This is a genomic window from Chryseobacterium sp. BIGb0232 (assembly GCF_024810195.1).
Lineage (GTDB): Bacteria > Bacteroidota > Bacteroidia > Flavobacteriales > Weeksellaceae > Chryseobacterium > Chryseobacterium pennae.
This window is the reverse complement of record NZ_JANUEH010000001.1, coordinates 436,869-459,569: the sequence shown is the minus strand read 5'-3', so window position 1 is coordinate 459,569 and position 22,701 is coordinate 436,869. Positions and strand designations below refer to the sequence as shown.

At 38.0% G+C, this 22,701-nt stretch carries 13 protein-coding genes; 1 reads left to right on the top strand and 12 read right to left on the bottom strand.

What is annotated here, in order from left to right:
* The 5 genes from M2372_RS01930 to M2372_RS01910 all read right to left on the bottom strand — a co-directional run bounded on the left by M2372_RS01930 (position 1) and on the right by M2372_RS01910 (position 8,702).
* Complete coding sequence (locus M2372_RS01930; protein WP_123318584.1) at positions 1-2,319, bottom strand: TonB-dependent siderophore receptor; 2,319 nt, start codon at positions 2,317-2,319, stop codon at positions 1-3.
* A gap of 811 nt (positions 2,320-3,130) precedes the next feature.
* A complete protein-coding gene (locus tag M2372_RS01925) occupies positions 3,131-4,015 on the bottom strand; it encodes a hypothetical protein (protein ID WP_123318586.1) in 885 nt (294 codons plus the stop codon).
* 228 nt (positions 4,016-4,243) lie between these two features.
* Positions 4,244-5,047: an abortive infection system antitoxin AbiGi family protein gene (locus tag M2372_RS01920; RefSeq protein WP_123318587.1), complete on the bottom strand. Its 804-nt coding sequence runs from the start codon at positions 5,045-5,047 to the stop codon at positions 4,244-4,246.
* Positions 5,048-5,123: 76 nt separating this feature from the next.
* A complete protein-coding gene (locus M2372_RS01915; RefSeq protein ID WP_123318588.1) occupies positions 5,124-8,102 on the bottom strand; it encodes a TrlF family AAA-like ATPase in 2,979 nt (992 codons plus the stop codon).
* A gap of 258 nt (positions 8,103-8,360) precedes the next feature.
* Entirely contained in the window at positions 8,361-8,702 is a 342-nt protein-coding gene (locus M2372_RS01910; protein ID WP_185018707.1) for a helix-turn-helix domain-containing protein, read from the bottom strand.
* A 58-nt stretch (positions 8,703-8,760) separates the two neighbouring features.
* Between M2372_RS01910 and M2372_RS01905 the strand changes: the two genes are divergently transcribed.
* Positions 8,761-9,306: a hypothetical protein gene (locus tag M2372_RS01905; RefSeq protein ID WP_123318590.1), complete on the top strand. Its 546-nt coding sequence runs from the start codon at positions 8,761-8,763 to the stop codon at positions 9,304-9,306.
* Positions 9,307-9,566: 260 nt separating this feature from the next.
* On the opposite strand, the gene M2372_RS01900 is transcribed toward M2372_RS01905, so the two are convergent.
* The 7 genes from M2372_RS01900 to M2372_RS01870 all read right to left on the bottom strand — a co-directional run bounded on the left by M2372_RS01900 (position 9,567) and on the right by M2372_RS01870 (position 22,693).
* Positions 9,567-10,301, bottom strand: a complete 735-nt coding sequence (locus M2372_RS01900) for a 4'-phosphopantetheinyl transferase superfamily protein (RefSeq protein ID WP_123318591.1) — start codon at positions 10,299-10,301, stop codon at positions 9,567-9,569.
* 1 nt (position 10,302) lies between these two features.
* On the bottom strand, positions 10,303-10,980 hold the full coding sequence (locus M2372_RS01895; protein WP_185018709.1) for an HAD family phosphatase: 678 nt from the start codon (positions 10,978-10,980) through the stop codon (positions 10,303-10,305).
* A 94-nt stretch (positions 10,981-11,074) separates the two neighbouring features.
* Complete coding sequence (locus M2372_RS01890; RefSeq protein WP_123318593.1) at positions 11,075-12,448, bottom strand: MATE family efflux transporter; 1,374 nt, start codon at positions 12,446-12,448, stop codon at positions 11,075-11,077.
* A gap of 2 nt (positions 12,449-12,450) precedes the next feature.
* Positions 12,451-16,869 (bottom strand): non-ribosomal peptide synthetase, encoded by a 4,419-nt coding sequence (locus tag M2372_RS01885; protein WP_123318594.1) that lies wholly within the window; start codon positions 16,867-16,869, stop codon positions 12,451-12,453.
* A 22-nt stretch (positions 16,870-16,891) separates the two neighbouring features.
* Positions 16,892-18,016, bottom strand: coding sequence for a Gfo/Idh/MocA family oxidoreductase (locus M2372_RS01880; RefSeq protein ID WP_123318595.1), 1,125 nt, complete (start codon positions 18,014-18,016; stop codon positions 16,892-16,894).
* A 10-nt stretch (positions 18,017-18,026) separates the two neighbouring features.
* A complete protein-coding gene (locus M2372_RS01875; RefSeq protein WP_123318596.1) occupies positions 18,027-19,124 on the bottom strand; it encodes a saccharopine dehydrogenase NADP-binding domain-containing protein in 1,098 nt (365 codons plus the stop codon).
* Between the two features lie 2 nt (positions 19,125-19,126).
* Positions 19,127-22,693 (bottom strand): amino acid adenylation domain-containing protein, encoded by a 3,567-nt coding sequence (locus M2372_RS01870; protein ID WP_123318597.1) that lies wholly within the window; start codon positions 22,691-22,693, stop codon positions 19,127-19,129.
* Positions 22,694-22,701: the final 8 nt, after the last annotated feature.

The window sequence follows — 22,701 nt, the reverse complement described above, 5'->3', positions numbered from 1 at the left end:
TTAAAAATTATAGGTAGCAGTTAATAGATAGTTTGTGGGAGCTCCCGGAAAAAGTCTGAGATAATTCTGTGCACCCACCCAATAAGACGTGTTGGTGATGTTATTGACTGTAAGAGCCAGCTGCACTTTCGACTGTAAAAGAGTATAGTAGACTGCAGCATCCAAAGTGGTGTAAGCCGGAAGCTCAAATCCTCTGGTAAACCAGGGAACTTTGGAACTCTGGTACAGCATACCCAACCCAACTCCGAAGTCGCTCAGGAAGCTTGTTTTTGAAAAATTATAACGGGTCCAGATATTAACAGAGTTCTTAGACGTATTCTCCTTTCTTTGACCTATGAGAGTTGCGTCTGCATCGTCTACTATCCGGGCGTCAATATAACTGTATCCGGCGTAGATGTGCCATTGAGGAAGAATATAGCCTGTCACTTCAGCCTCAAAACCTCTGCTGCGGTCGGCACCACGCTGGATAAGCTGATCCGGTTCTGCCGGATTATTGGCATTGATCAGGATATTTTTCTGATTGATCTCATATACCGCAAGACTGGCCGAAAGCATCCCGAACAAACGCCCTTTAACCCCTATTTCCTTAAGATCAGAAGTTAAAGGTTTGAATTGGGCAGCAGATTCTGAACCGGTAAACCGCCCGGTGTTGGGCATTAATGTCACCGTATTGGACTGGGGCTGGTATCCGGTAAGATACGTTCCATAAAGGTTGATCTGATCCGTAAGGCTATAGGTGATTCCCAGTCTGTATAAAAACTTATTGTTGCTGAATGAAGATTCGTCAGCTTCTTTAAAGTGGGTTGTATCTTTAAACCATTCATGACGGATCCCGGACAATACTTTGAATTTTTTCCACGTAAAAAGATGCTGAATATAGGCTGCATGAGTGGTGGTAAGTGCAGCAGGCAGCTGGGTCGTCACATTGGTCTTATACAAATCTGCTCCCTGATAATTTTGCGCTCCGGGGCTTAAATCAAAAGGAGTGACGTTCGGTTTGGGTACTGTTATTCCATTGTATAGGATCGTTTCATAACGGTCTGCATTGGCAGGATTATAAGAGGATGCCACAGAACCGTCTTTCATCAGAAATCCTCTTGCAGCATTCTGCAGGCCTCCTTTTCGCTTTTCCCAGATCTGGTTATCGTACCCAATAAGAGTTTGATGTTCCACCTGCCCGGTTTTAAAATTGAAATTAAAATAGGCATTCAGGTTGTCTGTAGCCCAATTTTGTTTTCTCTGGACAAACTGCATCATGGCCAGGCTGGATATGGGTTTGTTTTCAATATCAGGGACGAAAGCCCCCGTAGTACGATGCTCCTGAAGGTCTTCTTTCCACAGCTGTTTCATGTAAGAGGCATTAAAGCTGATGTGCTTACTAATATGCCTGGAAAAGTTTCCCATAATGATCAGTTCCCTGGTTTTAAAAAAGTCTTCAGGAGCTCCAAGATTTAAACTTTTCGGGGTGCTGTTGAGGTCGGTTTTCCCTGCTACTGCTCCAAAAATAGGCTGGCCGCGGTCCAGATTTCCATTGAGATGATTCATCACCATCTCCACATTCAAAGAGGTTTTTTCATCAGGAATATAGGTAATGGAAGGCGAGATCAGAAAACCACTGTTGTTAATGTGATCCCTGAAAGATTTTGCGTTCTGGTAAGCCCCATTAAAACGGTACAGTAAAGTCTTGCTCTTATTCAGAGGTCCTGTAAGGTCTGTTGTAATCCTGTAGGTATCAAAACTTCCGCCTGAGAGACTGATTTCGTGCCGTGAATCCGGTAAAGGTTTTTTAGTCACCATATTGATAGTCCCTCCGGGATCTACGCTGGACATGGTGATGCTGGCAGGACCTTTAAAAACCTCCACACGTTCTATATTGGAGGTCATAGGCTGCAGAAAATAATACTGCCTGGTTCTCATTCCGTTGATGATCTGACCTTCTTCATTCTGGCTGATTCCCCGAATGTTGTACTGATTGTAATAGCTTGAAGGAGAAACACCGCTTACATTTTTTAATACTTCTCCCAGCTGAAAGGCCTGGCGTTCACGGATGAACTCTTTGGTAATGGTATTAAGCGTTAAAGGAAGATCCTTATTCTTCATGGCTGTTTTAGTGGCTGCAAAAGAATAATCAGAAATATAATCTTTTGATTTTCTGCCGATGATCTCTACCGTTTGTATTGATCCTGATGCAGAGTCTTTGCTCACCGACTGAGCATTCAGTAAAGAGGATGAAATAATAGCTCCCAATGCAGAAAGCTGTTTGGTTTTGCCGGAAATGAGGTTCATTACTTCCGGACCGTTAAAGTGGTTGATGCGCATTACAAATAGAATGATACAGACATCTGTGATATCGTATATTAATAAAAAGGATTTTGTATACAGAGAGGTATACAAATGCCCACAGAAATAGACTTACAGATCATAAGACCTGCAATAGGTAACGGGCTGCAACGAAAAAATAATCAGGCTGCAGTATAAAAATCTGATGGGGGTGCGCGTGAGCTGAAAAAATCGAGTAAACACCGGTAGGTAATGGCCTTCGGTTGAGGTATTTCACTGTTGTTGGCAGTGTTTACAGCAAAATCTACTGTTAAAGATTCCGGCAGAACCACATTATTCATATGCATATGGAGGGCACACTGGCAATGGTCATCCTTGGAGAAGGTAGATCCTTTTTCTTCTTTAGAATCTTTTTTAGGGAAGGTGTTGGCGGTTGCGTGCTTCGCATGTTCAAGACATGTACTTATTCCACTGACGTTCGATAGGAAGATCAGTAACAAAGAAAAGACAAAAAAGGTTTTCAATGTTTTTTGCATAAGAAGCGTCAAAAGTAGGGATAAAATTTTATAAAATGAAACTTTGTTGCAATAATAAATAGAGAACAGACTCAATTTAATTATCCAAAACAGAAAATCGATGCTTAATGTGTTTGCCTGTAAGATATGGCTAAAGACCGTGCTATAACAGTATTGAATGTTATAACGAATTCAGGTATAGACTAATAAGGACTTTTACCAGAGGGCTTTGGTGGCAAAAATGAGATAGCGAAAAATAGTTCTGAACAAGGGAAGGCGCAAAACCGTAGAGTAGAGCTGGTGAAAAGATAATGTAAACTTATAAGAATATAGAATTAGATATTTTTTTGAAGTGAAATTTGATCCTTTGGCCAAAATTCCACTTCAAATCTATACATAATCTTAGTAATTCCAGTAAATACTCCACCAATGTTACCACCTATAGAATTTATTGATGCTGCTAATTTGTTATCAATTCCCATTTCATCAGTGTAATTAAGATCCACTGTATATTTAAGTAGGTCATTATTTAACCTAATTTTTTGAAGAGACTTCCAGGTTGGTTCGGAATCTAACCATAAACTTTCGTAAGGCTTTATTTTATTTGGTTTTGGTAGTTCTAAATATATAATAGATTCACTGTTTGTTTTTTTATTTATTTTTAATGTTAATTTGGAAGAAAGTAATCCTAATTTAGTGGGTATTTTATTAATGTCAGTACTTTTAGTGATAATTTTTCCGTTTTCCTCAACGGATATAACTCTACAAGTTTTTGCGCCTAAGGCTGAGCATAATTCATTAAATGCAGATAGTTTAGATTGATACATATAGGAATGAAACGTAGATAACGGTAGATATAAATCTGGCTCTACATCACTGCATGCATATGCAAATCCATTTTTTGGATGTTGTGGAGGAAATTTAAAATTATTAATCACATCATCTATTTTACAAATAACAAAAGGTAAATTTTTTTCCTTAAAGTAATACGCAAAACCATCCTTTACTTCATTATGAAATTTATCCTTAAATTTTTGTAGTACACTTCTTGAATCAGAAGAATCTTTTTTGTGATTTATTAATGATTTATAAAAATTCACATCTTCTTCAGAAATAAAAACTTTAGACCAGTCAATTTTTCTTTGTTTTAATTTAGATTCATCAGAAGCTATCATAATAATTCTCCTTTCGTGAAGTGGTATGTTTTTAACTTCTGACATAGAATTAACAAGATTAATAGTTATAGCTTAAAGATAGTAAATTAAATATTTATTATAATATATTTTATACAATGGATTTCGAAGCTCTAATCTTTTTAAGTGCAATTTATTCTCTAGTTAAGTATTAAGAAGTTATGACTACGCAAAGTCTCCCGGCTTTGAGCTAGTAAACATTCTTTTTAAGTTTGCTCCAAAGTCAGGGGGCTTTGGAGAGCGGGGTCTTAATACTCAGAAATCGTTTTTAATGCTTTTAGGATTGAATATTACTAAATTACCACTCAAAATAGATTCAGTTATTACTTCTTTTCCAAACTTTTCATTTAAAACTGAGATAATAGACTTTCGTTGAGAGTCACTGTTAATCATTATGTAACGTAAGTCATTGATTTCATCAATCTCTAAAGCTAATTCGGGGAAATGAGGTTTTTTTCTGAATTCGTTATTTTGTAATAGTTGAAATTCATTCTCTTGTTCATGTATTATTTTACTTACTTCTTCCGGGAGATTTGGAATATATCTCCATTCTCGTTCTAGATAAGTAATTATTTCTTTTCCTTTATATTGTACTTTCCAGTTTTTGAAATGTTGAATGGTTGGAATTGTTATTTTATTTACTTCTTTAATTATTCTTTCATATTCAGTATAATCAGTTGTATCTTCTTTTCCTTCCAGCTTAGCTTCAATTATTTTTGGAAACATTTTCTCAAATAAGTCTCCAATATGTATTTTATTTATATCACTATGTATATTACGGAATTTTGTGTTTTCATGTGTATAAACTACAGGTGAAATAGAATTTTTAATTGCCCAATCTAAGCTCATTCCAATACCATAATTTCCATATCGTGCATATAATTCAACATCTTTTAGAGGAATATTACAAAAACTCACCATAGGAATATAGTAATTGTCATCACCTACTTTTTCTATGCAGTATGAAGGAGCGAATCCATTTTTTAGCATACTTTTTAATGAGGAAATACCTCTTGTATAATGAAAAATATGATTTATTTTCTTTTGTTCGAAACCCATTAGTTAATTTTTTTTGATAATACAGTTATAGGTTATTTAGCTGGAAGACTTTTGAAAGTGGTGGAGCAGTAATAAATTATGATAATAATTTTTCAAAACGATATCTTTTTTCTCTAAGGAGAAAAGCATCTTTACCTCCCTCTACAATATCAGCAATGTGCTCTCTAATTCCCATTGATTTTAAAAGATCTTTTTCTTCTTTATTTATTAGTGAACTATTTTCAATCGCTCCATTTATATAGTCAAATAAAAAGTCACTAGAAGATTCGACATCATTTTGACCTTTTTGATTTGCTACAATAATGTTTTCTGCATCTGAGTTTACTACAATATTAGCATTGTGGGTTACTACAATGATTTGACGTTCCAGTTTTTTATTTTTTAAATAAAAAACTAAATCACGGGTGATCGATCTGTTATCTAAATTGTCTTCTGGTTGATCTATTAAAATAGGAGATTTCGATATACTTAATCCAATAATCAACATTAAGATGACAAAACTAGCTTTACCAGTTGACATTTCTCCTAGTTTATCATTTTTATAAGTTATTCTCCAGTAATCAAAGAAATAATCATCCAATAATATTTTTATTCCTTCTTTTCTATTTACTTTGGGAAGAATAGCAAAATTACCATTACAAATCTCGTCGAAAATTTTTTCTAACTCTGCTTTGATTATTGTATATTCAAAATCTGAAGTTGCCTTTTTTCGTTCATTAAATATTTCAGGATAGCTATTGTAATGAGCTTTTCTACCATCGCTAATATCAAAAATTTTTTTATACAATTTCACAAAATTAAATTGAGATATACCTTCTATTTTTAGCCCATCTTTTTCAAGATCTGTTGTTCTTCCTTTGAGATCAGTAATAATTTGCTGATATTCTTGATAGGTACTATCATATATCTTAAATATGTCTTCTTTACATTTTGTTAATGATTCATTCTTTTCTATCTTTTCCTTATTTAGTTGATCAATTTCAGTCAATGTTTTTTTATCAGAAGATATAGAATCATTTAATACTTTAACCTGTTGTTGAATTTGTTCATTTTTCTGAAAAGGTTTTAATTCTTCGTTAATAATATTAGATGTATTTTCAATAATTGATACAAGCTCTTTAAATTTATTATCCTTAGTAAAGTACTTATTTCCTTCTTCATCCGGCGCTAACTTAATTTCTTCTATCATATAATCTATCTCATGTTTAAGGTTTGAAATAATATCTAGTTTTTGACGGTAATATTCTTTTATACTCTCATCTTTAATACCATTAATAAATGTATTTTTCGAAGCGTTTAAGTTATCAACCTGCTGTCCAATTTCGTTTAAAGATTCTTTAGTATGTTTAAAATCTTCCTTGAATTCTTCTTTTTTTTGAGTGTTATCAGCTTTCTTTCCTTGAACTTCTTTATATCTTATTAATTCTTCATCGGATAATCCAGCTTCTTTATTCAATTCTTCAACCTTATCAGTATTCGTTTTGATATTTGTTTCCAAAACTTCTTTATTCGACTTTGTTTTTAAATTTGCTTCTATTTTGTGAATTTCATCATTTAAATCAAAGTAATGATTAATTAGGTCTTCTCTATCTTTATCAAAATTCTTGACATTTTTAATAAAATTATCATATCTTGATTTAGAATCAGGATTTTCGTTAATCAACTCTCTTACAAGTTTATTAAGAGGCCGTCCTTTCTTATTAAGTTCTGGTTCGGCTAGCTTAACTAAGTAGTTTTGAGGAATATATTTTATATCAGGCATAATTGAATTTTCCTCCAAATTTCTAAACATAGATTGTGAAATACCTGATCTAGAGGTGATTTCAAAATTAAATTCACTATCTATTGATTTTAAATCATATTTCTCTTCTGCAACATCTGTCAATAATATTTCCTGATCGGGAAGAAGTGTCTTAGCAATTGAATATAATAGAATTGATTTTCCTGATGACTTGCCACCAATAATTACATTTAGGTTTGAATTTAGATAAATCTCTGTATCTAAAAATTTTTTATTGGGAGAAATAAATTTCACCTTATCAATAATCACTTTTTCTTCTTTAAAGTCAGGTTTAGAATTTTGTATTTTAACTCTTTGCTCAGGCTCGAAACATATCTGCCGTAAGCCTTCAAATGTTAGATCTGCTTTAATCCACGTAAATCTATTGAAAAGAGTTGTTTCTGAGTGGGAATCACATCCAACAAGGCACGGTTTTAAAGAACCTCTATTATTTATTACTTCTTCCACTTCTTTTTTATATATTTCTTCGTTATAATCTGCAGATCCCTCTAATCTTTTTCCTAAAAAATATTTGATATCTCTTGGATTGGTTGAAAAGATGCAATGCGAAATTTTATAAATAGAAGTTCTTAATCCTCCTAATGAACCTTCCTCATTTTCGAACAAATCATAATGCTGTTGAACTCCAGAAGCACCATCTTGGTTTGAGTTGCTAACTACTAATATACAATTCTCATTAAATTTTTTATTTCCATTAATAAGTTGTTTTAAAGATGTTAAATCGATTACAAAATTATCAACTCCTTTTTTATATCTAAGAGTATCTGTTTCTAAATTCGGGTCTAGTTCTCTTCCATAATCAATTAAGCCATGTTTATTCATTTTTTTTCCATCTTGGTTTGTAAGATGACCAAAAAAATCGTTTTCAAGATGTGTAACGTAGTCAGGATTAAAAATACAATGTATGTTTATTAGACGAGCTCTATCTGTAGCAGGTAACATTCTAAGTTCTACATTAGGAAAAATAAATATATTCTTAATAAAGTTAATTTCTTCATCTGTAAACAACTGTGCTCCATTTATAGAATTAATTTTTGTTTGTATTTGAGAGACATATTCCAAAGCGTCTTTATATCGGTCAATAGAGAAATAGTCTGTTATTCCGATCGCTTGAACGTTATTGTCATATGCTTTTTTAAAAAATGTGTAAAAGAATTCATCTAAAGTTGTGGAAGTAAATTGATCATTTTTATTAGTACCCTTAGTATGTACATGTAAATTCCATTTTCTCCATTCTGAGCCTCTGTTTATCATAAATTAGTTTTTAATAATGCTTTAATATTTAAGTAAATGCCAATAAATTCTTCTGATTTTATAACATTTAAATTTATAATTATATCTTTTATGTTACTTACGGAAAACCGTATCAATATCTCTCAATAATTCTTTATGTAACTAAGATTCTATTTTATGGACATAAAAAGTAAATATATAAGATTACCATTTATAAAAACTCAGTGTTTTTACTGAACGTTTGAATATTTTGTATGAAGTAAAAAATCCCAACTTTCGTCAGGATTTTCTCTTATTTTGATTTTTAAATTCTTTTTGCAGGTGATCAATTTCACTTTCAATCTTCTTTAATTCTTTTTCATTGAGTTTTGTAAATAAATGTAACAGATCAATTTCAAGAAAATTACAGAATATAACAAGACTTTCAATGGTTGGATTTGTTTCAGCTCTTTCAATTCTACCAACATGGTTGCTTGAGATATTGAGCTCATTTCCAAGTTGTAATTGTGAAAGTTCTCTTTTAAGCCTATTTAATTGAATAAGCTTTCCAATTTGAAATTTTAATTCTTCTATTTCCCATTTATACATGTAGTAAAGTTTGAGCTTTCTAAAATTTTTCATCAACACATATATGTTGTTTATTTGTTTTTTTCTTACATTTATAAAAAAATACAAACTCATGAAAAAGATAAAAACACATTTAGATACCCGTTTTCGAACAGATAACAAGCATTCCGGGCTACAGATGATGGAAACTTTCTTCCATTTCAATGAGCTGGATGATTCCAAAGAAATGCTCAGCAATCTGATGAACTATGCGGTAAAGAGAAATAGCTGGATCCATGAAGATCCGGCGGTGATCTTCCAGTTTCATCAATCGATGAGGTCGTTGATCCGGGCAGGCTATCTCATGATGCTAAAGGAAAGAAAATGGACGGTAGATACCCAGCCGGAGAAGATTTCCCCATGGCTTCTTGGCCTGCTTTCGGAGAAGGAATACCGTAATCCGCTGCTGGTTTTCAAAAAAGCATTCAGAGCATACACCCTCAAAGAATTTGATTATTTTATGTCCGGAATCGTCTATTTCTCCATGGGCGTCTATGAAAATCTACCGGAAAAGAATATCGTGATGCCTTACATTCATACGGTTAAAATGCTGGATGCGGCGCACCTTATTGTTCAAAGAAGGAGAGAAAAGAAGATGGCTGACACTCATTCAGGATAAGAAGGTTGTGTATAAATTATTGATTCAGATGATTAATGTATTGATGATGTGTCTTTTTAAACGCAAAGTTCTAGCTTTGTTATGTGGATTTTTAGGGAGCAAAGGATAGAATCAACTTTGTTGATTCGTTGAAGCGTGTGGATAAGCATAAAGCTTCATCCGCGACAAAGTCGCATTGTTTTGCCTCCTTACCATAAAGCGGAATGATTAATGAACTTTGCGTTTAATCTTCTTAACCAAAGAATAATTTCAAACATAATCTATTGCGTTTTGTGAATGAAAAACTCCTGATAATCAGGTGCAGGTAAGAAGATATTTACCTCTTCAATGAATTCCTGAAGCGAAAACACCTGTATATCCTGGTAAGTATTTTCCGAAAGTGAACACAGCGAAAACTGATATCCTTGCTGCAGTTCCATGGTTTCAAAATAGGCCGGAATAGGTTTTTCATTTTTTTTCATAATGATATCCTCATTGTCCATGGTAATTTCTAAGGTATTCAGTCCTTCGGACAAGCCTGTTCCTATAGCTTTTACATAGCTTTCTTTTAATGTCCAGAGTTTGAAAAAAAATGAGTGGCGATCCGTTTCATGAAGGCTCTGAAGCTGTCTATCCTCTTCCGCGCATAATGCTAACGACACAAAGTTTTCTTTTACCTCAGTTATTTTTTCAATGTCAATACCTATGATGTTGGTTGAAACCACACCCACAACCCAATCTCCGGAATGCGAAATATTAAAATGAAGAAGAGGGTGGTGGGGAAGATAGGGCTTTCCAAACTCCTGGTATTCATAATGTATTTCATCATTTGTTAAGCCATAGTGTCTGCACAGAATAGTACGGATGATCAAATCGCCCAATAATGATCTTACAGCATCAATGGGTTTTCGGAATCTTTGGATTTTGGCCTTTTTATCGGGCGAGACATATTGGATGAGCTCGTTAAATTCTGCCTCATCCAAGAGATTAGTAATATGGATACAATAAATATGCATGTTAAGACCATATGAGAAGTTCCCAATTGTTTTTTTGAGCCAATGAAGCCAGTTTCTTATCCGGATTAACCGCTACAGGATATTGTACTGAAGCCAGCATGGCAATATCATCACCTGAGTCTCCGAAAGAAGCACAGTTTTCCAGCGTAAACTGATTACGGTGAGCGTGTTGACGAATGAGCTCAGCTTTTCGCTTTCCGCTAACGGCACGGCCCTCCATTGCTCCGGTATAGATTCCGTTTTTGGTTTCCAGGCGGGAAGAAATGAGCTCTGCCTCTAATTCTTCAGCCAGAAGCTGCAGGAAAATATCCAAAGATCCTGAAACCAGAACCATCCGGGTTCCTTGTCCTTTGAAGGTATTGATGGCTTCAAGAGCTTTTGGAAAGAGTTTCTTTTGATATTTTTCCTGATAACATTGATATTTTAAAGAGTCCATCGTTTCAACAGAGATATTTTTATACTGCCTGTAGATGGAAGCTGTAGCCTTTTCACGATCAATCTTGTCAAGAAAAGTCCAGTATATGAAGCGAAAGGGAAGTCCTGCCTTCCAAAGGCTATATCTGAATGGTGACATCACCTGTTTTTTAATATACAATAAAGGCTCTACAATATTGCTTTTGGTTAATGTACCATCCACATCAAAATAGACGGCATGTAGGTTTTTAGGTAAGTTTTTCATTGATTGAATACAAGTTTTTAATGATGAAACAATCATGATTGATCAGCCATTCCGGAGTCACCAATCATGAAAGTCTCATCTTGTTGGGGTAGAATCAGGTTTGTTGTAAATCTGATTTTGTTTTAAGCTGAATGAGCCGTCTTAATTCACCAATAATCATGATCAGGGCAATAAGCGCCACACCATATTCTATGATGCTTGAAGCAAGATAAATCCAGCTGATTCCATACAAAGCAGGTAAAATAAGCATGGCAGGCACATAAAAAATAATTTGCCGGATAATGGCCAGCAATACCGCCGGCTTTCCTTTACCGATAGAGGGATAAAAACTCATGGTCATAAACAGAAAGGGAACTACGGGAGTTGCCCACAATAAAACCTGAAAGTCTTTGTAGTGCTGACTATTAAGTGATTCTGTACTGATCATTGAAGAAAGTACGGTCTCCGGATAACCAATCAAAAGAACCCATATGGGTAAAATGAACAGGGTTGAAAGCAATACGAAAATCATATAGGCATTCACAGTCCGGTCGTATTTTCCTGCTCCGAAATTAATTCCGATAACAGGCTGAAGGGCTCTCATAAATCCGGCAATCGGCATCAGAAGTAATGTATATACCCGGTAAGCCGCTCCGTATACCGCCATATCCAATGCACTGCCATATCTGGAAACACTTTTGAAAACGGCTATTGCCTGTATCAGATTCATGACTACCATAATGAATGAGGCCATGCCTAATGAAGAAATTGCCTTTAAGATAGCTTGATCATATTTCAAAGACAGTGGCTGTGCCGGAAAGGAAACATTTTTGCTGCGGAAATAGTAAAAACCGAAAACTGAATAAACAAGCATTCCAATATTGGCTCCCCAGGCTGCTCCTGCAACGCCCAGTTTCAATACATCAATCAGGAAATAGCTGACCAGTACATTAACTACCAATCCGGTTCCCATAATAATCGCTGCAAGTTTCATTTTGCCTTCTGCTCTTACAATCATATTGGCTGAAAAACCATATACCCAAAAGAAAGCACCAAAAAGAGTGTGCTGAAGATAGGTATGGGCAAGATTCAGGATTTCACCCTGAGCTCCCATAAATTCTAATAGGGTTTTTCCCATGAAAAAGACAAAAACTAAATAAATTGCAGATAAAACTATGCTGAGAACATTGACATTTCCCAATAATTCCGACTGCTTTTTCTGATCTTTCTCACCAATGGCTATACTGAGCAAAGATCCTGCACCCACTCCAATGAGCGAACCTATTCCCATGGTTATAGAAACCACGGGATAGGTAATGGCTACAGCAGCCAGAGCGTTTTCACTAATCAATAAACCAACCAGAACCGCATCTATAACGATATTAAGCCCATACAGCACCATGGCAATGATGATAGGCCAGGAAAGATTCCAGGCTAAGCTCCATAAGTTGTCATGTAGGATTTTATCTTTTTGTTCAATACTATTCATGATTATTGATCAGAAATTTCTAAATGACGAGCCAGATCAGGTGTATATTCTTCGCCAACACAACCCAGGTGATCCCCTTCGATGTCTGTAATATCTAAAGTTCCGAGGCTGATTTCTGACCACAGTTCTACAATGTCATCATTGATTCCGGTTGCAGTCGTAGTTCCCTGATCTTTAGCTTTAAAATACCGGATATCACCAAAATAAGGCGGAGACACAAACCGGGAAGCTTTAAAGTTTTGGGCAAAAGTACGGTAGGTACGTTCCAGCAGTTCTTTGGGCATTTCGCGTCCGGATAAGCGTTTCATGGCATCCAGATAAGCATCAAATCTCTCGGATTGGCTGGCAGCTTTCATCTTGTTAAAAACTGAACTTATCTGTACCAATTCGCTGTTACCCTGCATCGTAAAAATAGCCCCTTCCGGAAGTTCGTTTTTATTTTGCTGTAAGGTTTGGGTTACCCATTCCATGAACAGTTTTCCGTTCATCTCTCCAAAACCTGCATCTGCTGGGTTAATTCCTAAATTCGGCAGAAAACGGAATTCCACAAACAGATCATCATATACTTTAAAAGGAACACGGATGGCATCTATAATGCACAAATCAGCGACTTCAATTCCCTTTTCACTCAGTCTTCTTGCCATTTCTACCGCAATCATACTTCCGATGGAATAGCCGATAAGTTGTACCTGTTTAGCACCATTTTCAATAATAGAGGCACAATAATCATCTGAAATACGTTCCACCAGCTGATCGCTTTCTATAGCACAATAAGCATCAAAATCTCCAACGGAAATTCCATAGACCGCTCCGGAATTCTGATTGACCATTTCACGGATCAGGTGTTTATACCTTTCCAAAGTTCCACCTCCTGCATGAAGGATGATACGATGCATCCCGGATGAGTCCCCTCCGAAATGGGTAAGTGTTCCGATACGGGTTTCTTTTTTGGTTTCTTCTGCCTTCTTCTGAACGCCTGCATTGTTTTCCTGATCTCTAAAGAAATCTGCCAGATCTGCAATGGTAGGAGAGGTTAGAATTTGTCTTAAAATCAGGTCAAAAGTCAGATGCTGCTGCCCTTTTTCTACGAAAATATCCCTCAGTTTTCCAGCCATCTGAGCTGATATCAGGGAGTCTGCTCCAAAATCGTTGAGGTTCTGATGCTTGTCGATATAATCAAGACCAAGAGAGCTGCACCACAAATCATGAATTGTTTTTTCAAGTTCATCCGTGAAATCCTGATTGCCTGTAGTGGTTTTACCGGTATCGAGAATGCATAATTCTTCCAGTTTTTTAATATCTACTTTACCGTTCACGGTTACCGGAATTCTATCAATAACCTGAAGATGGGAAGGAACCATATACGCAGGGACTTTTTTACCTAAAAACTGTACTATTTCAGAAGTAAAATCGGAATCAGACTGATTTCCGGAAGGAACTATAAATCCAAATAAGGTTTTTATTTTACTGTTTTCAGTATGGGTTTTAGCGATCACTACGGCATTGGAAACATCAGGATGGGTAGTTAATGCAGATTCTATTTCACCTAGTTCAATACGGTGACCTCTTATTTTAACCTGCTTATCTCTTCTTCCTAAAAACTCAATTTCTCCGCCGGGCATATATCTTCCCAGATCTCCGGTTTTATACATTCTTTCACCGTCTGAAGGATGTAGAAAGAAACGTTCATCAGTAAGATCAGGATCATTGAAGTATTCCAGTGCAAGCCCTGAACCTGTGATAAACAAATCCCCCGATTTCCATTCCGGACAATCTCTCATCTGTTCATCCAGAATACGGAATCCCTGGTTGGAAAGCGGTCTTCCGTAGGGTATACTATTCCAGTCCGGTTGTAATCCTTTATACATATGGAAATTGGACCAGATGGAAGCTTCCGTTGCTCCACCCAGGCTGATCAGCTGTACAGAAGGAACCAGCTGTTTCAGAGTATCAGGGAGGTTCAGAGGAATCCAGTCTCCTGATAACAAAGCAAGCCTGAAATGACTTAGAGAAGTACGAATTTCCTGCTTTTCAGTTTCCAGAAAATTAACAAACATCTGCATAAGGGCGGGAGCTGTGTTCCATACTGTGATCTGATAATTTTGCATCAGTTCCAGCCAGTGAGAAGGATCACGCTGGCGGTCCGGGTTAGGATAGATGAGAGTTCCGCCAAGCCCTAACATTCCAAAGATATCATATACTGATAAATCAAAACCGAGCTGTGATAAAGCAAGAACACTGTCTTTTTCATCGATGTTGAAGCGTCTGTTAATATCTTCAATCGTGTTCATCGCACCCAGATGGGAAATCATCACTCCTTTAGGCTCGCCGGTAGATCCTGAAGTATAAATGACATAAGCAGGAGCATTGCAGTCCTGTTTTGTGTGGGCAGAAATTGTATCAAGACCGGTTTCTTTATCATGTTGTAAAGTATCTACAGCAATAATGTGTACACCATTCTCTGTTCCGTATCCTTGCTGACTGATTTCATCAGAAGTCAGAACATACTTAATCCCTGCATTTTTAATAATCTTTGTTCGTCTTTCAACAGGCTGGTTGAGGTCTATCGGAACATATACACCACCCAGAGCAAGAACCGCCAGTACAGAAGTTACCTGATGGTGGGATTTAGGAAGGGTAATCGCTACTTTATCCTGTTCTTTACAACCCAGTTGTTGTAATTGTAAAGCGATAGCAGCTGTTTTTTCTTCAATATCCTGATAGGTAAACGAACCGTACTCATCTACAATAGCTGTTTTATCAGCATTTTTTTTGAAGTTTTTGAAGGTTGGTTCATGAAGTAAAGATTCCGGCAGCATAGCAGGTTCATGATTCAGTTGGTCTCTTTCCTCCTGATGTCTTGAAGGTAATGTAATCAGGTCTTTTTTGTGCCACGATTCCGGATGATCTGACAGTTCGTTGAGAAGCGTTTCAAAGGTTGAAAACATATCGTCAATCATCTGTTCGGGGAAAATACCATCACGGGTATCCCAGTTTACAGAAAGTCCCTGTGCGGTATCTACCACCTGGCAGTCAATAAATACCTGAGGCGTCTGGCTGATGTTATAATCACCGATCTGTCCTTTTAGTCCTGCATCTTCGCCCGTATCAAGCAATCCGATGGCACTCGTTAGCACAACGGGTAAAAGAACTCTTCCGTTCTGTTGCTTTTTGGTCATTTCACGAAGTACTTCAACACCGGTAAATAATGGATGATCCAAATCGTCAAACAGCTGAATATTCATATTCTTTGCCGTCTCACTGAATACTTTGGGTTCCCTGTAATCTACTTCAAGTAAACTAACCGAAGTGAAATCACCCACAATCTGATGAACTTCAGGATGAAGAGGCATACGGTTCAGAACAGTAAGGTTAAGACAGAAATGATCGGTTTCGCTCCAGCGTTCCAGTACATAAGCGTACACTGCTGCCACTGCAGAAGTGGGAGTAATACCATGTGAGTTGGCGGTTGCTTTAAAGCTTTCCCATTTCTTTTTTTCAATCAACGTGCTGTTTCTCGTAAAATGATTGGAAGCGGTATTTTCCCTGCGGGAAACGGGAAGGGTAGGACCTGCGGGCAACGTTTCCACACGATTCATCCAGTAGTTCCGGTCTTTGGCATAGGCAGGAGTTTCACGGATTCCTCTTTCTGCAATGGCATAATCTCTGAAACTAAGGCTTAAGGGGGAAAGCTGAATATCGGGATTGAAATAAAGTGTTTCAAATTCAGCCATCAGCATCCACATACTGATCCAGTCTGCAATCAGAAACTCCATAGAAAAATGAAGTACAGATTCTTTTTTCTGTTCCCATTGTGTCGTGGTTACCGCAATATCAAATAACGGCCATTGTTCAGTATCATAAACACGATGGCTCATCTGCCCCCGTACTTTCTCTAAAACAGAAGCCTGTTCCTGAATGGCTAATGAAGAAACATCTTGATAACTTACCGTGAAGCGTGGTGTTTCCTGCTGAATGCTCTGAAACCCCTGATTGCTCACCGTAGCCCTTAGCATTTCATGTCTTTGAACCAGTCTGTTCCAGGTATTTTCTACAAGTTTATGGTCTAAGGCATTGTATTTTAATTCCATATACAAATGACAGGCAACTCCGCCGTATCTGAATCCGGGGTTTCTTCCCAGAAGATAAGCAGATTGAACATCGGTAAGGGGAAACGGTTTATAACGGTTTGGCAGGTCATTCTGGATGGTCATGGTCTTGTTTTCTGACTCCAGATAGTCAAGGATCTTTTCTTTGTTTTCCTTGAGAAGCTCTAGGTCATTCGGTTCCATAACTCCTTTCGGAGCTTTGAATTTTAATTTTCCATCTTCTGTCCAGAGCTGAATTTTCTTTTTTCGCATGCTGTTCATCAGCTCCTGAACATCAACGGATTCTATATAAGTTGTCATATGGGTATTCATATTATTGGGTTTTAAAAGCAGATTAAGAGATACTCATTTCTTCCGGTTCGGCCGGAACGTGGCTGGCAATCTCGATAAGTTGGCTTATTTCAATCTGCTCATAGGAGGCATCCGGTTTTAAGGTCGGAGATCCTAAAGCGTGGGTCAGGTCATGCCACAAACGGCTACATAATAGTTCCAGGTGAGCTCTCTGTTCCGGTTTTTTTTCGCCTGTGATAAAACTTTTTATGGCTAGCAGGTCCTTTCCAATAGCTCTTGGCCATTGTTTCTGAAGAATTTCCTGATAAGTAGGCGGGAATTCAGGTCCTAGGACCATGGTACTTTTTTCATTCAGATGATTTCCGTCAGATACATTTCTCAGCAATTCATTGTGCGGGATATGTAGCTGGGCTTTCCAGACCACAGGTCCGTGGGTATCCGTAAGAGATAAAGTTCCTCCGGAGCATCCGATAGAGATGGTATGCAGCAAATGCTGATGGTTGTCAGGATCGTTTGGATTGACTTCATTATGGGCACGAAGGGTAAGAGGAAGACCGCCCCATTCTCCGGTAAGTACCTGGAATGGTCCTGAATCTTTCAGAATATGATGAATGTTCAGTGGTCTTGGGTTAGGCAAAAGATCAATCATCATCTGGACAAGCGGAAATGATACCTGAGTGGCCAACGCAATATCAATATAGACTGCTTTTTTTGTTTCAAAAAGATGTTGAGCCACTTTAGAAAATCGTCTGAAAGCCGGGAGATGAACATATAGATTACCTGTAATGAAATGCACATTGTTCGATTTGGCTGCCCGTAAACAGGTGGCCAGATCATTGTGGTGGATGGGGTGTTCCTGTATCACATGAATGCCTTTTTCCATACAATAAAGAGCGAATTCTGTTCCTTTACCGCCCATAACACCTGAACGGAGGATAATGCAGGCCAGATCCACCTCATCAGGGTTTATTTCTGTAATATCTTTTAAAAGTGGGATGCCATAAGCTTCTGCACATTTTTTTGAACGCTCACTGCCACCGGCAATCAAAGCTTTGATCTCAAAGTCATCAGACAGGTTACTGAGCGCTTCCAGATAAAACTGCCCGAAAGTAGAGCCAATGACTACGGTTCTTATTTTTCCTGATTTATATTTTTTGATACTGTTCATTTTTTAATCTTTATAAGGTTCCTTCTTCCTCCACTGAAAGTTCTTCAATTGAATGATCAATAATCTGGATACTGTGTGTGGAATCTGTTTTTTCCAGAAGATCCATCACATAGTCAATATCCTCAATGGAAGCCGCGTGATGTAATCCGTGTTTTAGCTTACCATCCAGTACTGCTTTTACCATAATAGCGGCTATTTTTCCGCAGAAAGGAATGATTTTTCCTACCTCATACACGGCAGTCTGTGTTTTTTCCTGACCTGCTGATTCTCCGGTCAACTGGACCATAAGAATGAAATAAGGACTTCTTCCCAGCGTATCCATTTCTACTGCAAAGCACAATTTTTCAATCATAGCTTTGGGATTGGTTTTATATTCAAAACTGGCGCTGTCAAGAGCTGCAATTGATTTTTCTCCTTCTACCGCAGCGTACCATTCTCCGTTTTCCAGTTCAAGCCTTTGGGCTACCAGCTGGGTTTCATCATCAAAAAGAGGGAATAAAGTAATTTCTCCGGGGAAGAAGGGAAGTGCGACTCCGCTTTTTCGTGATAATACATTCGGTACAACACCATTTCTCCAGGCCGCACGGGGAACATTGTTGGAATGTAATGATCCTTCCAGGTAATCTTCCGCACCGGCTTTTGAAAGCTGTCCCGAAGTGCCGTAATAGCTAAGCAGTGAGTGGACTTTGTCAAACTGCTGACCGAACCAGATCGGGAACAATCCCGAAAACCCCGGGGTAGCTCCGGCAGCATACACAATGATATTATCTCCGGTTTCCAGCGGATCACTGTGATAATCATTATCTATTCCGGCATCTACCATGTTGACATGATGCTGTAAACATATTTTAGCAATCCGTCTTGAGTAACGATGGGATGGAGCAGCGCAATTTAAGATCAGATCACACCCGGCAATGAAACGGGCAATGCTTTCGTCATCTTCTACGTCTACCTGTTCCCAGATGGCTCCGGGAAGTGCCTCTGACTGTTTTGCTTTTCCTTTCTCAGGATTACGCCCTCCGATTTTTAAGGGACCAATACCATATTGTTGCAAGGTAATGCAGGCATGATGGCCTACTTCTCCGTATCCTCCTATAATTCCTATCATAATTAAATTTCTCCTATTTCCATGGTTTCCAATTCCTGCTGCATTTTGATGTGCTGTATCTGCACTTTAGCGGCAACATCTTTTAAAGTCGCTCCAAATAATTCTCTCAGGGAGAGATTCACTTCAAACTGTTTTTTTACTTCTGTAAGAAAACGGGTAGCCGATAAGCTGTCGCCTCCTATTTCAAAGAATACGTCGTTTCTTCCTACGGCCTCTAAAGCCAATAGTTCTTTCCAGATTTCAGCGATGCCTTCTTCCATCTTACCGTTTGGCTTTTCAAAATCTTCCTTACTTTTTCTCACTTCCGATTTTATCATGGTTTTTACCAGTCCGATAAAGGATTTTCGGTCTATTTTTCCATTCGCACTTAACGGCATCCACGGAAGGATGACCAGCTTTTCAGGAATCATGTGTGGTGGTAATAATGTCTGAATGTGGGAAAGAATCTGTGTTTCCTTTAATTGAGGACGGTTTTCCGGACACTGTGTATCATATACAAGGGTGAAAGAATCTTCAATTTCTTCGGCAAACACTTTTGTAAAACCTATTTTTAGAAAATAATTTTTCCAGGATGCTTTGTTTAACATCGGACTGAATATTTCTCTGCGCTGAGGATCAAAGTGCTGGAAACCACGGTCAATAACTCCTGAACTGATAAGGGCAACCGGCATCAATAATCCGGCCTCAACAGCGAGAAGCCGCCCTCCGTTATGGAGGAGAAGATGGCTGATGAATATTCCCTGATCCGGTTGAGGGAAACGATGCAGTGTATTGATAGCCACCACAAAATCAAAATGATACCAGTATTCTTCGGGAACCTGATTGTTTTTCAGTTCAATTCCATCGACCTGATAGCCTGCTTTAGATAATGTTTCAGTGCAGCTGCGAACCATAGCACGGCCTTCATCAATCACAGAATATTCAATGCCGTTATTTTGAGTTGCTTGAAGCAGTTTCTCTGTTAAAACACCTGTTCGGCCTCCCAGAATAGCAATTTTCAAAGTTTTTTCAGATACGTTGGCTGTCTGGTTAATTTTTTCGGCTATATATTCAATTCCTTTCAGTGTACTTTGATCATGGGTGCTTAAGATTTCCGGAGATAAAAGGTCATCATCCAGTAAAGAGACAGAAGGCAGAGTGTTAGATAGAATCTGACGAAGTATCGGTTGGCGTTCATGAAGTCTTTCTCTGAAAGTGTTCAAAAAGGAATCATCAGAATCAACAGTACTTGGCTCAGCAAATAACAACTGACCTTCTTTTTCTGTCAGAATATTTTCTTCATGCAGCCAGTTGAACCACATATCCAGTACGGGAGTCTGCTCAGGAGCAATGCCCATTTCATTAATGATTTCAGCTTTTAATGCGGTGATCATAGACGGTAAGGCTGGTTCTGAAAGTAAAAGATCAGAATCATGAGTTCCTTTCATAGTGTGGTTTGATAAATCCAGTAATTCGTACAGGAAATTGGCAACCACCTGCTTTTGAAGTTGATATCCGGATTGGGCAGCAGGAGAGGCGGCTGTCAGTATATCAGATTCGGTTTCTTCAGTTAAAGCTGCTTTTTCTCCTACAATACCGGCAATCAGATGGGCAGATTGATGAATAGAAATTACCGCAGCTGTTGCCTGAGCGACTCCCGGAAAAGTTTTCAGAGCAGACTCAATTTCTCCGAGCTCGATTCTAAATCCGTTTATCTTTACCTGATGATCAATACGGCCTAAAAATTCCAGATTGCCATCCTGCCAATAGCGTCCAAGATCACCGGTCCGGTACCATCTTTCATTATCAAAAGTAACAAAACGGCTGTGGGTAAGTTCCTCATTATTGGTATACCCTGAAGCAACTCCTTTCCCACCAATCCACAATTCTCCGGCAATGCCATCAGGGCAATCCATTCCCAAATGATTCACCACTCTGTATTTCTGGTTGGCCAGAGGTTTTCCGTACGGAATTGATTTCCAGTTGGGATTAACCTCATTCACCAGAAAGAAATTGGACCAGATGGAAGCTTCTGTGGCTCCACCCAGCGCGATAAGCTGGCCGTTTTCTGATCTTTCTATCAGTCTGTCCTTTAAATCTAATCCTACCCAATCTCCTGAGACTAATACCAGACGAAGGCTTGACAGATTATTTTCTGGCGAAGAACTCAAAAGCAACATATCAAAAAGTGCCGGAACTGAATTCCATAGAGTTACGTTGTATTTCTCAACCCACTGAACCCAAAGAGAAGCTTCTTTTCGATCTTCCTCACGAATCAGTACCAGTGATCCACCTACTGCCAGCAATCCGAAAATGTCATACACAGACAAATCAAAATCCAGAGCAGATATCGCTAAAGCCCGGTCTGAAGCAGTTACGTTAAACCTGGTATTGATATTCTGAATGGTATTCCAGGCTGCGGAATGGGTAATTTCTACCCCTTTGGGCTCTCCGGTTGATCCCGAAGTGAAAATAATATAAGCCAACTGGTCTGTACCTGAATTGACAGGGTTTTCCAAAGGCTCTACCTCAGAGAGTTCATCAAGATTAATGATGGTAATATGCTGTTCCTGTGCCAGATTGTTGAGATGCGGAAATTCGGAAAGCGTTGAAGAATCAGTAACTATGTACTGTATGTCTGCCTTTTTAAAGATCTTTTTCTGACGTTCTGAAGGCTGGTCTACACCAATCGGGATATACAGTGATCCACTCCCCAAAATTCCCATCACAGCGATGATTTGAAGGGAACCTTTTGGCAGTACAACTGCTGCACGACTATTCTGGCCAGCTCCGTTATCAACCAAAGCACGTGATAGTTTTAAGGCTTTGTTGGCTAGTTCTCCATAGCTCATTTGAGCTGTATTTCCCTCCTCCCAATAAAGTGCAATATCCTCAGGATGTTGCAAAGCATGCTGGAAAAAAGCCTGATGAATAAGTTGAGGCTGAATTTCTGTTGAAGTCCGGTTAACTTCAGTTCTGATTGTTCTTTCCTGTTCGCTCAAAAGATCCGGTAAAGAATTTTGCCAGTTTTCCTGTGATGCCCAGTTCAGTAAATAGCTGTGGGTGTTGGCTATAGATTTCACTCTTTCTTCCTTTATAAATTCAGAATGAATATGCCATTCAATTTGTATGTCTTCAGTTATTTTTATCATAATCAAAACCGGAGAGGTGATGATGGGAATAGTAAAATCAGAGGAGCCATCATGAAGAATTACGGAAAACCTGTGGTTCAATAATTCTTGTGCTTTATTGAAATCTGAAGTGGCAGAATCATTAAGATCATTGCAGTGTTTCAGAAAACTTTGATCCCATCCGATATTTTCAGAAGGATTGAGTAAAACGGAGAAAAAGTCGTTTTTACTGATGATATTCATCTGTTCATCTGCTTCCTGATCCGGCAGATCGAGCCAGGTTTTTAAGGAAAGTGCAGCTGCAAAAGCCAATATGTTTTCAGGCTGTAAGTGATACTCTTTTGATTGATCTCTAATAGCCTTCCAGGTTTCCGTTGAAATATGAAGTCTTTCCGTATTCCATGTATCATCCTGGATGAGCTGGGAGATTGTTTTATAATGAATTGAATCCGTTGTCATGAGTCATA

Coding starts and splice junctions, on each gene's coding strand:
- M2372_RS01895 (WP_185018709.1), bottom strand. CDS start 10,980: ATGAAAAACTTACCTAAAAACCTACATGCCGTCTATTTTGATGTGGAT.
- M2372_RS01885 (WP_123318594.1), bottom strand. CDS start 16,869: ATGAATACCCATATGACAACTTATATAGAATCCGTTGATGTTCAGGAG.
- M2372_RS01910 (WP_185018707.1), bottom strand. CDS start 8,702: ATGAAAAATTTTAGAAAGCTCAAACTTTACTACATGTATAAATGGGAA.
- M2372_RS01880 (WP_123318595.1), bottom strand. CDS start 18,016: ATGAACAGTATCAAAAAATATAAATCAGGAAAAATAAGAACCGTAGTC.
- M2372_RS01920 (WP_123318587.1), bottom strand. CDS start 5,047: ATGGGTTTCGAACAAAAGAAAATAAATCATATTTTTCATTATACAAGA.
- M2372_RS01900 (WP_123318591.1), bottom strand. CDS start 10,301: ATGCATATTTATTGTATCCATATTACTAATCTCTTGGATGAGGCAGAA.
- M2372_RS01875 (WP_123318596.1), bottom strand. CDS start 19,124: ATGATAGGAATTATAGGAGGATACGGAGAAGTAGGCCATCATGCCTGC.
- M2372_RS01905 (WP_123318590.1), top strand. CDS start 8,761: ATGAAAAAGATAAAAACACATTTAGATACCCGTTTTCGAACAGATAAC.
- M2372_RS01930 (WP_123318584.1), bottom strand. CDS start 2,319: ATGCGCATCAACCACTTTAACGGTCCGGAAGTAATGAACCTCATTTCC.
- M2372_RS01890 (WP_123318593.1), bottom strand. CDS start 12,448: ATGAATAGTATTGAACAAAAAGATAAAATCCTACATGACAACTTATGG.
- M2372_RS01925 (WP_123318586.1), bottom strand. CDS start 4,015: ATGTCAGAAGTTAAAAACATACCACTTCACGAAAGGAGAATTATTATG.
- M2372_RS01915 (WP_123318588.1), bottom strand. CDS start 8,102: ATGATAAACAGAGGCTCAGAATGGAGAAAATGGAATTTACATGTACAT.
- M2372_RS01870 (WP_123318597.1), bottom strand. CDS start 22,693: ATGACAACGGATTCAATTCATTATAAAACAATCTCCCAGCTCATCCAG.